This window comes from Mycobacterium sp. NGS49 (genome assembly GCF_059812565.1).
On the sequence record NZ_JCALCX010000009.1, the window covers coordinates 99,257 to 113,379 of the forward strand.

A 14,123-nucleotide genomic window follows, 5' to 3' on the forward strand; every position below is an offset into this window, starting at 1 on the left:
GCTCGCGCCGGGGGCCAGGCCACAGGGCAAGATGAGAACATGCGGATCGGAGTTCTCACAGGCGGTGGTGACTGTCCCGGCCTCAACGCCGTGATCCGGGCGGTCGTGCGTACCTGCGATGCCCGTTACGGCTCGTCGGTGGTCGGGTTTCAGGACGGGTGGCGTGGGCTGCTGGAGAACCGACGCATGCAGCTGAAAAACGACGATCGCAACGACCGGTTGCTGAGCAAGGGCGGGACGATGCTCGGGACCGCGCGCGTGCACCCGGACAAGCTCAAGGCGGGACTCGATCAGATCAAGCAGACCCTCGACGACAACGGCATCGACGTCCTGATCCCGATCGGCGGCGAGGGCACCCTGACCGCCGCGCACTGGCTCTCCGAAGAGAACGTTCCGGTGGTCGGAGTGCCCAAGACCATCGACAACGACATCGACTGCACGGACGTGACTTTCGGGCACGACACCGCCTTGACAGTGGCCACCGACGCCATCGACCGCCTGCACAGCACCGCCGAATCCCACCAGCGGGTCATGCTGGTCGAGGTGATGGGCCGCCATGCCGGCTGGATCGCGCTCAACGCGGGCCTGGCCTCCGGCGCGCACATGACACTGATCCCCGAGCAGCCCTTCGACGTGGAGGAGGTGTGTCGGCTCGTCAAACGTCGCTTCCAGCGCGGAGATTCGCACTTCATCTGCGTGGTCGCCGAAGGGGCCAAGCCCGTTGCGGGCTCGATTGCGCTGCGCGAAGGCGGACTTGACGAGTTCGGCCACGAGAAGTTCACCGGTGTCGCCGCCCAGCTGGGCGCCGAGGTGGAGAAGCGCATCAACAAGGACGTGCGGGTCACCGTGCTGGGCCACGTCCAGCGAGGCGGTTCCCCGACGGCCTACGACCGGGTGCTGGCCACCCGTTTCGGGGTCAATGCCGCCGACGCCGCGCACGCCGGGGAGTACGGCCAGATGGTTTCGCTGCGCGGCCAGGACATCGGGCGGGTGGCGCTGGCCGACGCCGTGCGCCAACTCAAGCTGGTGCCGGAGAGCCGCTACGACGACGCCGCCGCGTTCTTCGGCTGATGTGTTGGCCAACCGGTAGCCCAGGCTTCACCGGTTGGCAGGTTTTTCGTTTCTAGGAATCGGCTATACGTGGAGCATGTACAACCGCGGTCCGTATCGCGGAGTCATGGAACGGCCCGTCCCGCCGATCCGGACGCAGGATAGTCCGGATCAACCTTGGCGGGTGAGCCCCCAAAGTGGGGCCGCCACGGTGCCTCAGCCGCTCCGCCCGGATATCTCCGCCACCCGGCACAAACCCAGCCGACCCCCCGTCGAACCGCCCACTGCGGCAGGGCCCGCGATCAGAGTCGCGTACCCGGTGAGCCGTGAGCGCGTCCCCGGCGGGATGGCGCTGGACGCGATCGAACCAGAGGCTCCGGACCCCCCGGACTGGCGGCAACTCGTGCACCGCTATACCGGGCTTGACCTGGGTCCGAGCCGACGGGCCGCACACGAGGAGGCCCTGCGCGAGGTGATCCGCACCCCGGTGGGCGGAGCGTATTCCATCGCCGTGCTGAATCTCAAAGGCGGTGTCGGCAAGACCGCGGTGGTCGAAGCGCTCGGGTCGACGTTCGCCAGTATTCGCTCCGACCGGGTCATCGCCGTCGACATCGACGCCGGCGACCTGGCGGACCGACACGGTCGCCGCAACGCCCTGAGCTTGGCCGACCTGTTGGCCGACCGATCGGTCGCCCGTTACGCCGACGTGCGGGCCCACACGTACAAGAACAGTTCAGGGCTGGAAGTGCTGGGACCGCCGGACTACGCCAACAGCTGCTGGAGCATCAGTCGCCCGGATTTCGTCAAGGCGTTCTCGATTCTGCGAAACCACTACTCGCTGGTGCTGGTTGACTGCCCCAAGACCCTGAAATCCGGTGTGATGGAGGCGGTGCTGCCGGAATCGCGCGCCCTAGTGGTGGTCACCAGCACCACGATAGATGCCATGCAGAAGACTCAAGTCACGCTGGAGTGGTTGCGCCACAACGGATATCGAAAGTTGTTGGAGTCCACCGTGCTGGCGGTCAACCACGTCGAGCGGACCAAGCTGAGCGCCTTGGCCAGCAAGCACCTCGAAGACTTGTCGGCCCGCGTCTCAGCCACCGTGACGCTGCCCTTCGACCGGCATGTGCGGCACGGGACAGAGATCGGGCTGGATCGGCTGAGCAAGCAGAGCAGGCGCGCCTACCTGGAGATGGCGGCCGCGCTGGCCCGCACCATCCCCAACCGGCAGCCCTGACGGCCTGAGCCCGCCGCCGACTGCACCACTAGGATCGATGCCTATGACGGTTGCTGGGGTTGACCTGCTCGAATATGACGAGGTCATCGAACGTTTCGATCCGGTGCTCGGACTCGAAGTCCATGTAGAGCTGTCTACGGCCACCAAGATGTTCTGCGGCTGCTCGACCACGTTCGGCGCCGAGCCCAACACCCAGGTGTGTCCGGTCTGCCTGGGCCTGCCCGGCTCGCTGCCGGTGCTCAACCGGGTCGCGGTCGAGTCGGCGATCCGCATCGGCCTGGCGCTGAACTGCGAAATCGTGGAATGGTGCCGATTCGCCCGGAAGAACTACTTCTACCCGGACATGCCCAAGAACTACCAGATCTCGCAATACGACGAGCCGATCGCCATCAACGGTTATCTCGAGGCGCCGCTGGAGGACGGCACCACCTGGCGAGTGGAGATCGAGCGCGCGCACATGGAAGAGGACACCGGCAAGCTCACCCATATCGGCAGCGAAACCGGCCGCATCCACGGCGCGACGACATCGCTGATCGACTACAACCGTGCCGGGGTGCCCCTGATCGAGATCGTCACCAAACCCATCGTGGGCGCCGGTGCGCGCGCACCTCAGATTGCCCGCGCCTACGTGACGGCATTGCGAGACTTGTTGCGCGCGCTTGATGTGTCCGACGTGCGGATGGATCAGGGATCGATGCGCTGCGACGCAAACGTATCGCTCATGCCCGCCGGGACAACCGAATTCGGTACCCGAACGGAGACCAAGAACGTCAACTCGCTCAAGAGCGTGGAGGTCGCGGTCCGTTACGAGATGCAGCGCCAGGCTGCGGTGCTGGTGGCCGGAGGCCAGATCATCCAGGAGACCAGGCACTTCCACGAAGCCGGCTACACCAGCCCCGGCCGGGCCAAGGAGACGGCGCAGGACTACCGGTATTTTCCCGAGCCCGACCTCGAACCCGTCGCGCCCAGCCGCGAGCTGGTCGAGCGGCTACGCGAGAGTATTCCCGAGCTACCGTGGTTGAGTCGCAAGAGGATCCAGGAAGAATGGGGTTTCTCCGACGAGGTGATGCGCGACCTCGTCAACGCCGGAGCGGTCGAATTGATCGCCGAAACCGTCAAGCACGGAGCGGCGAGCAAAGAGGCGCGCTCGTGGTGGGGGAACTTCCTGCTACAGAAGGCCAACGAGGCCGGCATCGGGCTGGACGCCCTGGCCATTACCCCGGCGCAGGTCGCCGAGGTGATCGCCTTGGTGGACCAGGGGAAGCTGTCGAACAAGCTGGCACGCGAGGTCGTCGAAGGTGTGCTGGCCGGCGAGGGTGAGCCGGAGGCGGTGATGACCGCGCGCGGGCTGGCGCTGGTGCGCGATGATTCGCTCACCCAGGCCGCGGTCGACGAGGCACTGGCGGCCAATCCCGATGTGGCGGAAAAGATCCGCGGCGGCAAGGTGGCCGCCGCGGGCGCGATCGTGGGTGCGGTGATGAAGGCCACCCGCGGGCAGGCCGACGCGGCGCGAGTTCGCGAACTTGTCCTGGCGGCTTGCGGTCAGAGCTGACCGGCGACCTCTCGGCTGACCTGGCGGCGAGATGGCCGCGACGGTCGTGGTTCAGCCGAGATCGCGACCTCCATGGCAATCACGGCGCGGTTGAGTGCGCCGCCGCCCAACAGCCGTGGGTGGTCGACGACGCCGGCGCGTAGGACTTCCGTAGGAAAAGGCCCCGAAAGAGTCCGCAACGGGCGCGTCGGACCCATCATGGTGGGGTGATCGGTGAACCGTTCAACGACCTGATGTCGATGCTGGACTCCCCGGTGTTCCTGGTGACCACCCAGGCCGACGGTATCCCGTCGGGCTGCCTGGCCGCCTCCGGCGCCCAAACCAGCGTGCAACCCCCCAGTTTCATGGTCGGTCTTCCGCTGGGTAGCGGCACCCACGAGGTGGGCAGTCGATCCGACTACCTGGCGGTACACGTTCTGCCGCGCAGCCAGCTCATCCTGGCCGAACTGTTCGGCAGCCAAACCGACAATCTGTTCGCACGCTGCTCCTGGCGCGCCGGTCCCCTGGGGATGCCGATCCTCGACGACGCCGCCGCCTGGTTCGTCGGCAGGACCGTGAGCCGAAGTCCCGTCGGCGACCACGCGGCCTACCTGCTGGAGCCGGTCGCCACCTGGGCCCCCGAGAATGCCGACGAACTGCTCTACCTGTCCGATCTCGACGACGAGTACGAGCCGGGCCAGGAAGCACCGCAGCGCCTGTACACCGGTGAACGGCCGCAGGCTAAGCCCAGCTACGGCATGAGGTTCACCCTCGACGCCCCGTTCTAGGGGCTGGCGGGCGAGCGGAGCCGGCTCAGGTCTTGTCGTCGTTGTTGCGCGGGAACCCGCCGCCCTGCGGGAACAACGGGAACACCACATCGTCGAGCTTCTCGGCATCACCCGCGGTCTTGTTCACCGTGGCACCCCAGACGTTGCCGTCCGGAGACATCCGCAGCGCCCAGGCGTGCGCGTGGGTGTCCTTGCGAACGACGTCGGGCTCACCGGTGACCGCGCCGGTCTTGGGTGCGAGCCGCACCGCCACCGTCAGCTTGGTGTTGATGAGGTTCACCAGCACCGTGCCGTCCATGGCGGCGCACCCGGCCACGCCGGGCTTGTCCGGCCAGGTCCACACCGTGGACACTTCGGACTTCTTGGTGATGCGCTGTAACCGGTCGGCGCCCGGCGTGCGGTCGGCGACGTACAAGGACCCGTCTACAGGATCGATGCACAGGCCACCGCCCGAGCCGATGCCCGACAATGCTGTCGTCGGCGGCGCCTGGCCGAGCGTGGTCGGCTGCTCGATGCGCAGCACCTTGCCGGCCAGCGATCTCGGGTCGGCGGCCATCGCCGGGTTGCCGGCGTCTCCGGTCATCACGACCAGCGTGGTGGGCGTCGTGAAGATCAGTGCGCCGGTATTGCCGGTGGCGCCTTTGGGGATGCCGGTCAGGATGTCTTTGGGTACGTCGTCTTCGGCGATGCGGATGACGCGGTTGTCGGTGGGCGTGCTGACGTAGGCATACATCAGCCGGTCCTGGGAGAAGGTGGGCGACAGCACGATGTCCATCAGGCCGCCGTCTCCCGACGGGTCGACCGGGATCACCATCTTGATCTTGGGTTCGGCGCTGACGGAGATCTCCTTGACGGCGCCGGTCGTTCGTTCGGCGACCAGCGCGGTCTTGCTGTCCCCGCCCATGATCAGGCCGCTGGTGGATTCCAGGCAGCCCTGCATCACCCCGGGTGCCGGGCACGCCTTCGGAAAGGGGGTGGGTGGCAGCGGCGGCGGCGGGGGAGGCGTGGTGCTGGGCGGAGGCTTGAGTTCCGGATTGGTCGTGAACGGCTGCGACTGGGCGTCGTTGAACCGCGCGCAGCCGCTGGACAGCAGCATCGCCGCGCACAGCGCGGCCAGCGCGCATCGAACCGACCGCCTCATCCGCATGATCGACAGGCTACGGAATCGGCGGCGAGGGCCGCCACTTGCCGCCGACGACGCGGCCGTGGCCGCCCCGCCGGCGCTTCGACGAACGCCGCCAGCACACGCGTGCCACAACGGCTGAGGGCGCTCGCAACGTGGCCGAAACCGTCTTCGGCATGGTGGTCGCCGTGCTCAGCCGAACATCCGGACGCCTGAATACGGATTTAACTGGCGAAAGCGCCGCTCAAATCCCCGATCTAGCTGCAAAAGCCCTTACCCTGACACGGGTGACCAGTTCGAATGAATCACCGTGGCAGCGGCCGGACGAACTTGCCGGTCCGACTCCAGGACGCCCCGCCTCGGCGAGCCTGGTCGACCCCGAAGACGATTTGACTCCCGCCGGATACTCAAGCAGCTTTCCGAACACGGGAACCACCACCATCATTCCGCCGTACGAACCCAGCACGGGCAGTTCGTCCTACAACCTTATGGACGCTCAAGAGCCGCTGCCGTACGTGCAACCGCAACCGGCCAGCCGGCACATTCCGCCCGCTGCGCCAGCCATCGACATCGACGACGAGGACGAGCGGCTACGCGCCAGCGCCCGGCGCGGCACCCAGAATTTCGGCTTGCTGGTGCTGCGGGTCGGTCTCGGCGCCGTGCTGATCGCGCACGGGCTGCAGAAGCTGTTCGGCTGGTGGGGCGGGTCAGGCCTGCACGGGTTCCGGAACTCGCTGTCCGACATCGGTTTCCAGCACGCCGACATCCTGGCCTACGTCAGTGCGGGCGGCGAGATCGTCGCCGGTGTGCTGCTGGTGCTCGGGTTGTTCACCCCGATCGCCGCCGCGGGTGCCCTGGCTTTCCTGATCAACGGTTTGCTCGCGTCGGCCTCGGCGCGACCCCGTTCGAACACCTTCACGTACTTCCTGCCGGACGGGCACGAGTACCAGATCACCCTGATCGTGATGGCGGTCGCCGTCATCCTGGCCGGTCCCGGTCGCTACGGCCTGGATGCCGGTCGCGGCTGGGCTCATCGGCCGTTCATCGGGTCGTTCGTGGCGCTGCTGGCCGGCATCGCCGCGGGTATCGCCGTGTGGGTGCTGCTCAACGGCGTGAACCCGCTGGCCTGACGGCTGGATGGCGGCGACCCGCGGCGCCCGGCTGCGCCGCGCTTGCGATCACCGCGTCAGCGGTACGGGTTGGGAACCCGTCCCGAGCTGGCTTCGGTCAGCTGCGGCAGGGTCGCGAAGGTGACCGCCGGCAAGCGCAGTTCAGACCCGTTTTTCAGGTGCGCCCGGGCCCACGACCCGCGGTGGAACCGCAGACCGTCGATATCGTCCCAGGCCACCGACTCGCTGCCCAACAGCGTCCGCACCGTGACGCCCTGGTCGTCGGCGACGGTACGAAGCCGGACGATCAACGCCGACAACAACAACGGAATCACCAGCACCGGAGCGCTCAGCGGCCAGGCCGTCACCGGAACCAGCAGGCACAGGGTCACGAACCCCACGGCGATATGCGCCATCGGCGATAGTTTGATCACGACAGGCGACTCGGTAACCACCCTCGCATCATTGCACCGCCGGTCGGTCCGGGCGACGGACCGGGCAGCGGATTTGACGGTTGAGCAGTGCGAAGGCTACCGTCGGACGTTATGAAGTCCGGAATGCTCGTAGTAATCAGTCGGCGCGTTGGTGCCTGACTAGCTCTATCGAGCACCAACGCAGCCCTCGTACAGCAGCCAGCTGGCGAGGGTTTTTTCTTGCCCCGAGACGCCACAGAAGAAATAAACCGAAGAGGAAACAGTGAGCGCACCCACCAAGCCACCGGCACCGGCCTCGACGCCAGCTTCGCAGCAGGCGGCCGAGCTCGCCTCGGATGCCGGCAAGGCCGCGGCCAAGCCGGCTACCGGACAACCGAAACGTATTGCGCCCCATCAGCTTACCGGTGCGCAGGCGGTTATTCGGTCGTTGGAGGCGCTCGACGTCGACGTCATCTTCGGGATTCCGGGTGGCGCGGTGTTGCCGGTCTACGATCCGCTGTTCGACTCCCAGCAGCTGCGCCACGTCCTGGTGCGCCACGAGCAGGGGGCCGGTCACGCCGCCAGCGGTTACGCGCATGCCACCGGCCGGGTCGGGGTGTGCATGGCGACCTCGGGGCCCGGCGCCACCAACCTGGTGACCCCGCTGGCCGACGCGCAGATGGACTCCATTCCGGTGGTTGCCATCACGGGTCAGGTCGGCCGGCAGCTGATCGGGACAGACGCTTTCCAGGAGGCCGACATCTCGGGCATCACGATGCCGATCACCAAGCACAACTTCCTGGTGCGCACTGGTGACGAGATCCCGCGCGTGATCGCCGAGGCCTTCCACATTGCCGCGTCCGGGCGACCAGGTGCGGTGCTCGTCGACATCCCCAAGGACGTGCTGCAGGGCCAGTGCACCTTCAGCTGGCCGCCGCGGATGGAACTGCCCGGCTACAAGCCGAACACCAAACCGCACAACCGGCAGATCCGCGAGGCCGCCAAGCTGATCGCGGCAGCGCGCAAGCCGGTGCTGTATGTCGGTGGCGGCGTCATCCGCGGTGAGGCGACCCAGGAACTCCTGCAACTGGCCGAGCTGACCGGGATCCCGGTGGTCACCACCCTGATGGCGCGGGGCGCTTTCCCAGACAGCCATCGGCTGAACATGGGCATGCCCGGTATGCACGGCACGGTGGGTGCGGTGGCGGCGCTGCAGCGCAGCGATCTGCTGATCGCGCTGGGCACCCGGTTCGACGACCGGGTGACCGGGAAGCTCGAATCCTTCGCTCCCGAGGCCAAGGTCATCCATGCCGACATCGATCCCGCCGAGATCGGCAAGAACCGGCACGCCGACGTGCCGATCGTGGGCGATGTCAAGAACGTCATCACCGATCTGATCGAGATGCTGCGGCACTACGAGGTGCCCGGCAACCTCGACATGACGGAGTGGTGGGAGTACTTGGAGGGCGTCCGCAAGACGTACCCGCTGAGCTACGACCCGCAGAGCGACGGCAGCCTGGGCCCGGAATTCGTGATCGAGAAGCTGGGCCAGATTGCCGGTCCGGACGCGATCTACGTCGCGGGCGTCGGGCAGCACCAGATGTGGGCCGCGCAGTTCATCAAGTACGAAAAGCCGCGCACCTGGCTGAATTCCGGCGGTTTGGGCACCATGGGGTTCGCCATCCCGGCGGCCATGGGCGCCAAGATCGCGCTGCCGGACACCGAGGTGTGGGCGGTCGATGGCGACGGCTGCTTCCAGATGACCAACCAGGAACTGGCCACCTGCGCCATCGAAGGCATCCCAATCAAGGTTGCGCTGATCAACAACGGCAACCTGGGCATGGTGCGCCAATGGCAGACCCTGTTCTATGAACAGCGTTACTCACAGACCGACCTGGCCACCCACTCGCACCGCATCCCGGATTTCGTCAAGCTCGCCGAGGCGCTGGGTTGCGTCGGAATGCGTTGCGAGCGTGAGGAAGATGTCGAAGAGATGATCAACCGGGCGCGTGAGATCAACGACCGCCCGGTGGTTATCGACTTCATCGTCGGCGCCGACGCGCAGGTCTGGCCGATGGTTGCGGCCGGCACCAGCAACGACGAGATCCAGGCCGCGCGCGGCATCCGTCCCCTGTTCGACGACATCACCGAAGGGCACGCCTGATGACCGCCAGCGACGATGCAGCACGCAGTAATGAGGAGGAGCGGCGCATATGACAAGCGGTTCGCCCAAGACGCACACGCTTTCGGTCCTGGTCGAAGACAAGCCGGGTGTGCTCGCCCGTGTCGCGGCGCTGTTCTCCCGGCGCGGATTCAACATCGAGTCGCTGGCGGTGGGTGCCACCGAGCAAAAGGACATGTCGCGGATGACGATCGTGGTCTCCGCGGAGGAGACACCGCTCGAGCAGATCACCAAGCAGCTCAACAAGTTGATCAACGTGATCAAGATCGTCGAACAGGACGAGGACAACTCGGTGGATCGCGAGTTGGCGCTGATCAAGGTGCGCGCCGACGCCGGCAGTCGCAGCCAGGTGATCGAAGCGGTTAATCTGTTCCGCGCCAACGTCATTGACGTATCCACGGAATCGCTGACCGTGGAGGCAACCGGTAACCGCGGCAAGCTGGAGGCGCTGCTGCGGGTGCTGGAGCCGTTCGGTATCCGCGAGATCGTCCAATCGGGTGTGGTGTCGATGGCCCGCGGCCCGCGCGGCATCAGCACAACCAAGTAACTTTTCGCTGCAAAACAAGAAGGAGTAATACCCGTGCCGCAGGCATTAGAGATGTTCTACGACGACGACGCAGACCTGTCGATCATCCAGGGCCGCAAGGTCGGCGTGATCGGTTACGGCAGCCAGGGCCACGCGCACTCGCTGAGCCTGCGTGATTCCGGCGTCGAGGTCCGAGTGGGGCTGAAAGAAGGCTCGAAGTCCCGCGCCAAGGTCGAGGAGCAGGGCCTGGAGGTCGACACACCCGCCGAGGTGGCCAAGTGGGCAGACGTGATCATGCTGCTGGCTCCCGACACCGCGCAGGCCGAGATCTTCACCAACGACATCGAACCCAACCTGAAGGCCGGCGACGCACTGTTCTTCGGTCACGGCCTCAACATCCACTTCGGTCTGATCAAGCCGCCCGCCGACGTCACCATCGCCATGGTCGCCCCCAAGGGCCCCGGCCACCTGGTGCGCCGTCAGTTCGTCGACGGCAAGGGCGTGCCCGCGCTGATCGCCGTCGAACAGGACCCGACCGGCAACGGCCAGGCGCTGGCACTCTCCTACGCCAAGGCCATCGGCGGCACCCGCGCCGGCGTCATCAAGACCACCTTCAAGGACGAGACCGAAACCGACCTGTTCGGTGAGCAGGCCGTATTGTGTGGTGGCACTGAGGAATTGGTGAAGACGGGCTTCGACGTGATGGTCGAGGCGGGCTACCCGCCGGAGATGGCCTACTTCGAGGTGCTGCACGAGCTCAAGCTGATCGTCGACCTGATGTACGAGGGCGGTATCGCCCGGATGAACTACTCGGTGTCCGACACCGCGGAGTTCGGCGGTTACCTGTCGGGCCCGCGCGTTATCGACGCCGGTACCAAGGAGCGGATGCGGGAGATCCTGCGCGACATCCAGAACGGTGACTTCGTCAAGAAGCTGGTGGCCAACGTCGAGGGTGGCAACAAGCAGCTCGAGCAGCTGCGCAAGGAGAACGCCGAGCACCCGATCGAGGTCACCGGCAAGAAGCTGCGCGACCTGATGAGCTGGGTCGACCGGCCGATCACCGAGACGGCGTAGTTCCTCGTCCGAGCAGCAGACGCAAAAGCACCTTGGAATTCGCGTTCCAAGGTGCTTTTGCGTCTCTTCGCCCAGCCTCAGGCGAGCCCGCCGCGGGTCTGCGCCCAGATTGAATCCTGGTACAACGTCCGCGGCGTGTTGTGTGCGTAGGTTCAGTGTCGCGGGCCAGGCTCAGGAGCTCAGCCGGTCGGCAGTCTGAACCACCCGCCGCGCCAGGTGATCCAGCGCGTCGCCCGTGGCGGAGTCGAAGTCGTTGATGTTGTCGTGCGTCGAAACCAGGCTCGCCCCATACGGATTGCCGTCGACGAACTTCAGGGGATCGGTGTATCCGGGGGGCACGATGATGCCGCCGAAATGCATCAGCGTGACGTAGAGCGTCAGCAGTGTGGTCTCCTGGCCCCCATGCAGGGTGTTAGACGAGGTGAATCCGGCGTACACCTTGTCGGCGAGTTTGCCTGCGGCCCACAGCCCGCCGAGCCCGTCCAGGAAATCACGGAGCTGTGCGGCAACCGATCCGAACCGAGTGGGGGAGCCGAAGATCACCGCGTCGGCCCACTCGATGTCCTCACCGGTGGCGGCCGGAAGATCCTTGGTTGCTTCATAATTCGCCGTCCAGGCGGGGTTACGAGCGAACGACGCCGGATCGCGGGTTTCGGCGACATGCCGGACCCGAACTTCGGCGCCTGCGCCTTCGGCTGCCGCAGCGACGCGCTGCGCCATGGAGGTGCCGTGCCCGGTCGCGGAGTAGTAGATGATCGCGAGTTTGGCCATGATGCCAGCCTAGGTGTGGCAAGTGCCGCGTCGGTATCGACCAAGACGTGCTCAGCGTTGGTCGGCAAGGCGTAATTCCCTGACGACATCGGCGTCCAGCTCGCCGGGGCGAGGCTGCTGCGGTGCCGTCGCGGAATGTCGGGGCACGCCGCGGTAGAGCTGTTGTCGGTCCTCACGCGGCTGCCGCCGCCGCACCGCCTGACTCCCGTTGCGGCACTGCGCCTTCAGCAAACCAACTTTCCGGAAGTGCTCCGCCGACCCGGCCCGCTTCGACGAACTCTCCCAACAGGTGAGCTATCTCGGTCGCGCGAAGAAAGCGAGACAAACTGTTGTCGGGCCTGAAGGGTTGCAGCGAGGTTGTCGTGGATGATCACCGATTCCACCTCCGCCAGCGGCACCAGATCGTAGAGCGCACTGGTGAGCAGCTCGGTGCGCAGCGTGTCTTGTACGGTCGATCCAGGCTGGCTCTCTGCGTGCCTGTTCTGATCGGGTTGAGTCGTGTTCGCCATGCTTAAGCACTGTCTTTGGGCTGTCGCGGTTTCGGCACCACGGAATGTCAACGGCATTGTTGAAGCTCGCCTGGTGGCTCTAAAGGCAAGCCTCGACTTGTCCCGCTCATGCCGTTGACGTGCATGCCGCATGGCAGTTAATCGGCTGCTTCACCTCTGAGCCGGTGGGCTTGGCGTTCTCCGGCGGGAGTGAGTCCCAGCCAGATCGTAAGGTCCCACGATGCGCGCTCGTCGTAGTGCTGGACGAAGAGATCGTAGACGCGGTCCATGGTGGCGTCGATCGAGAGGTCCCAGGGGACTATGCGCTCATCGGAAGCGCCGAGAACGTCTCCGATCTCCATGAGTCCATCGGTAAGCAGAGATCGAATCGTCTGCAGGGCGAGGTCCTGTTGGGCCGCGAGGCTGTCGGCGAGCTTTTCGCGTGATATGACCCCTGCAATGTGCGCCATTGGCAGGCAGTTGCCTCGCGCATCGGACAGCAATTGGCGGCGCAACGAACCTTCGGCGCTGCGCCCGGTCGAGCCTTGTTCGCCGGAGCCGTCGTCAGGTTGATTCATCTTGGTCGCTTCCGCAATGCTAATAGGTCGTCGTACCCTCTTCTGCGACGTGGCGCAGTCGACATCGGGGGCGTCATCCCGGGGTGAATTCGTCTAAGTCGGGTAGCTCGTCTTTGCCCAGCACCGGGGGGCCGTGGTGGCTGTGGGGTGGGTGAACAGGGTGCGGGACGGATTCTGGCGGTACCGGGCCGATACCGATCATTGGCGGTGCGCGGCGGGGCGCCGGCGCGGCGGGTGGACGCGTAGCGCTTGGGGGTTCGACCGGCGCGCGGGCCGGTGGCGTCGCGGGTGGCGCCGGACTGACAGGCGCCGGAATGTCAGGGACACCACCGCGCGGATTGATATGGATCTTCGTGTACCCGCGCTCACCGGGTATGTCGATGTCAAGTACGGGCCTTCCAGTGGACTCGGCGGACCAGCGTTGTCCGATCACGGTTCCGTCGGGTAGACGGTATCGAATCCCCTTGTTGGGATCGCCATAGCCGTTCGGGATTTCTTCCCCGTTTTGTTGGGCCCAGTTCCAGAGGTTCTGAAGGTCTTCTGGCGACCGGACTTCCCTGATGAACGGTTGGTCGCCTGCAGGAAGCTTGTCCAGCACCGTGCTGATAGCGTCGGCGCTCGGACCGTTGGCAGGTTCCGGCTTTGGCGCCGGCGTTGGGTCCTGTTTCCAGTGGTGGTCGACGGCTTGGACGCGGCTTTGCTTTGGCGGCACAGCGCGGACGGGCATCGGCGGGAAGGTGTGGCGGATGCCAGCTACGGAAGCGGTGACGTTACCGGCCACGTGCTGATCAAGTCCGACCAGTTGAGTGGCACGCTGCCGGATTTCGCCGGCGAAGGTTTGCGCTTGGGCTTGGCGGGCAACGCGCTGCGCGGTTGACCCGCTCCTGAAGCGGTCGGTGACCGACAGATCTTCGCCGACATCGAATCCGGCGGTACGGGCATCCTCGACTGCGTAACGCACCCGCGAGCGCGCCGCGTACAAGTCGGAGGCTCCGTTGCGGGCCACCTTGGCTGCCTCATGTAACTGATCGGCCGCCGCGCTGGTGGTGAGCATGTCGCAATGCGTCTCGGTGCGCAGCCCATCGGCTGCTGCGCCTTGCCAATCCACTGCTAGCGCGTCTCGCCAGACCTGGTTGGCCACCCCGTAGCAGCGCCCGGCGACAGCCTCCCAGTGGTCAGCGGCCTCGGTGAGATGTTCGGTGGGCCAGGCCAACAGCTGCGCAAGGGTGGGAAACGCAGCGACCGCCGACATT

13 protein-coding genes are annotated in these 14,123 nt (G+C 66.0%); 8 read left to right on the plus strand and 5 right to left on the minus strand.

The features are described from left to right. Window positions 1–39 precede the first annotated feature (39 nt). The 4 genes from AC5Y7D_RS11580 to AC5Y7D_RS11595 all read left to right on the plus strand — a co-directional run bounded on the left by AC5Y7D_RS11580 (window position 40) and on the right by AC5Y7D_RS11595 (window position 4,606). Window positions 40–1,071, plus strand: a complete 1,032-nt coding sequence (locus tag AC5Y7D_RS11580) for an ATP-dependent 6-phosphofructokinase (RefSeq protein ID WP_499924042.1) — start codon at window positions 40–42, stop codon at window positions 1,069–1,071. Between the two features lie 298 nt (window positions 1,072–1,369). After that, window positions 1,370–2,287: a MinD/ParA family ATP-binding protein gene (locus AC5Y7D_RS11585; RefSeq protein ID WP_499924043.1), complete on the plus strand. Its 918-nt coding sequence runs from the start codon at window positions 1,370–1,372 to the stop codon at window positions 2,285–2,287. Window positions 2,288–2,330: 43 nt separating this feature from the next. Beyond that, window positions 2,331–3,839: an Asp-tRNA(Asn)/Glu-tRNA(Gln) amidotransferase subunit GatB gene (gene gatB / locus AC5Y7D_RS11590; RefSeq protein WP_499924044.1), complete on the plus strand. Its 1,509-nt coding sequence runs from the start codon at window positions 2,331–2,333 to the stop codon at window positions 3,837–3,839. A 233-nt stretch (window positions 3,840–4,072) separates the two neighbouring features. Then, window positions 4,073–4,606: a flavin reductase family protein gene (locus AC5Y7D_RS11595; protein WP_499924177.1), complete on the plus strand. Its 534-nt coding sequence runs from the start codon at window positions 4,073–4,075 to the stop codon at window positions 4,604–4,606. 25 nt (window positions 4,607–4,631) lie between these two features. Here AC5Y7D_RS11595 and AC5Y7D_RS11600 read toward each other — a convergent pair whose 3' ends face one another. Continuing rightward, window positions 4,632–5,753 carry a PQQ-dependent sugar dehydrogenase gene (locus AC5Y7D_RS11600; protein ID WP_499924046.1) on the minus strand — a complete coding sequence of 374 codons (1,122 nt, stop codon included), beginning with the start codon at window positions 5,751–5,753 and terminating at the stop codon, window positions 4,632–4,634. Window positions 5,754–6,016: 263 nt separating this feature from the next. Between AC5Y7D_RS11600 and AC5Y7D_RS11605 the strand changes: the two genes are divergently transcribed. Continuing rightward, window positions 6,017–6,859, plus strand: coding sequence for a DoxX family protein (locus tag AC5Y7D_RS11605; protein ID WP_499924047.1), 843 nt, complete (start codon window positions 6,017–6,019; stop codon window positions 6,857–6,859). Between the two features lie 56 nt (window positions 6,860–6,915). Here AC5Y7D_RS11605 and AC5Y7D_RS11610 read toward each other — a convergent pair whose 3' ends face one another. Continuing rightward, complete coding sequence (locus AC5Y7D_RS11610; protein WP_499924049.1) at window positions 6,916–7,254, minus strand: PH domain-containing protein; 339 nt, start codon at window positions 7,252–7,254, stop codon at window positions 6,916–6,918. Window positions 7,255–7,534: 280 nt separating this feature from the next. Here AC5Y7D_RS11610 and AC5Y7D_RS11615 point away from each other — a divergent pair, with 280 nt between their 5' ends. The 3 genes from AC5Y7D_RS11615 to ilvC are packed head-to-tail and all read left to right on the plus strand — an operon-like array spanning window position 7,535 to window position 11,033. Then, a complete protein-coding gene (locus AC5Y7D_RS11615; RefSeq protein ID WP_499924051.1) occupies window positions 7,535–9,415 on the plus strand; it encodes an acetolactate synthase large subunit in 1,881 nt (626 codons plus the stop codon). Between the two features lie 49 nt (window positions 9,416–9,464). Beyond that, a complete protein-coding gene (ilvN, locus tag AC5Y7D_RS11620; protein WP_499924053.1) occupies window positions 9,465–9,980 on the plus strand; it encodes an acetolactate synthase small subunit in 516 nt (171 codons plus the stop codon). A gap of 51 nt (window positions 9,981–10,031) precedes the next feature. After that, a complete protein-coding gene (gene ilvC, locus AC5Y7D_RS11625; RefSeq protein WP_499924179.1) occupies window positions 10,032–11,033 on the plus strand; it encodes a ketol-acid reductoisomerase in 1,002 nt (333 codons plus the stop codon). Window positions 11,034–11,204: 171 nt separating this feature from the next. Here the strand turns inward: ilvC and wrbA are convergent, their stop codons facing one another. The 3 genes from wrbA to AC5Y7D_RS11640 form a co-directional block, all read right to left on the minus strand. Next, entirely contained in the window at window positions 11,205–11,804 is a 600-nt protein-coding gene (gene wrbA / locus AC5Y7D_RS11630; protein ID WP_499924054.1) for an NAD(P)H:quinone oxidoreductase, read from the minus strand. A gap of 646 nt (window positions 11,805–12,450) precedes the next feature. Further along, window positions 12,451–12,870 carry a hypothetical protein gene (locus AC5Y7D_RS11635; protein WP_499924055.1) on the minus strand — a complete coding sequence of 140 codons (420 nt, stop codon included), beginning with the start codon at window positions 12,868–12,870 and terminating at the stop codon, window positions 12,451–12,453. 73 nt (window positions 12,871–12,943) lie between these two features. Further along, window positions 12,944–14,122 carry a hypothetical protein gene (locus AC5Y7D_RS11640; RefSeq protein ID WP_499924056.1) on the minus strand — a complete coding sequence of 393 codons (1,179 nt, stop codon included), beginning with the start codon at window positions 14,120–14,122 and terminating at the stop codon, window positions 12,944–12,946. Window position 14,123: the final 1 nt, after the last annotated feature.

What these genes read in the sequence shown, in the direction of transcription:
- AC5Y7D_RS11610 (WP_499924049.1), bottom strand. Translation starts at nt 7,254, where the DNA reads ATGGCGCATATCGCCGTGGGGTTCGTGACCCTGTGCCTGCTGGTTCCG.
- ilvC (WP_499924179.1), top strand. Translation starts at nt 10,032, where the DNA reads ATGTTCTACGACGACGACGCAGACCTGTCGATCATCCAGGGCCGCAAG.
- ilvN (WP_499924053.1), top strand. Translation starts at nt 9,465, where the DNA reads ATGACAAGCGGTTCGCCCAAGACGCACACGCTTTCGGTCCTGGTCGAA.
- AC5Y7D_RS11640 (WP_499924056.1), bottom strand. Translation starts at nt 14,122, where the DNA reads ATGTCGGCGGTCGCTGCGTTTCCCACCCTTGCGCAGCTGTTGGCCTGG.
- AC5Y7D_RS11595 (WP_499924177.1), top strand. Translation starts at nt 4,073, where the DNA reads ATGTCGATGCTGGACTCCCCGGTGTTCCTGGTGACCACCCAGGCCGAC.
- wrbA (WP_499924054.1), bottom strand. Translation starts at nt 11,804, where the DNA reads ATGGCCAAACTCGCGATCATCTACTACTCCGCGACCGGGCACGGCACC.
- AC5Y7D_RS11580 (WP_499924042.1), top strand. Translation starts at nt 40, where the DNA reads ATGCGGATCGGAGTTCTCACAGGCGGTGGTGACTGTCCCGGCCTCAAC.
- gatB (WP_499924044.1), top strand. Translation starts at nt 2,331, where the DNA reads ATGACGGTTGCTGGGGTTGACCTGCTCGAATATGACGAGGTCATCGAA.
- AC5Y7D_RS11635 (WP_499924055.1), bottom strand. Translation starts at nt 12,870, where the DNA reads ATGAATCAACCTGACGACGGCTCCGGCGAACAAGGCTCGACCGGGCGC.
- AC5Y7D_RS11600 (WP_499924046.1), bottom strand. Translation starts at nt 5,753, where the DNA reads ATGCGGATGAGGCGGTCGGTTCGATGCGCGCTGGCCGCGCTGTGCGCG.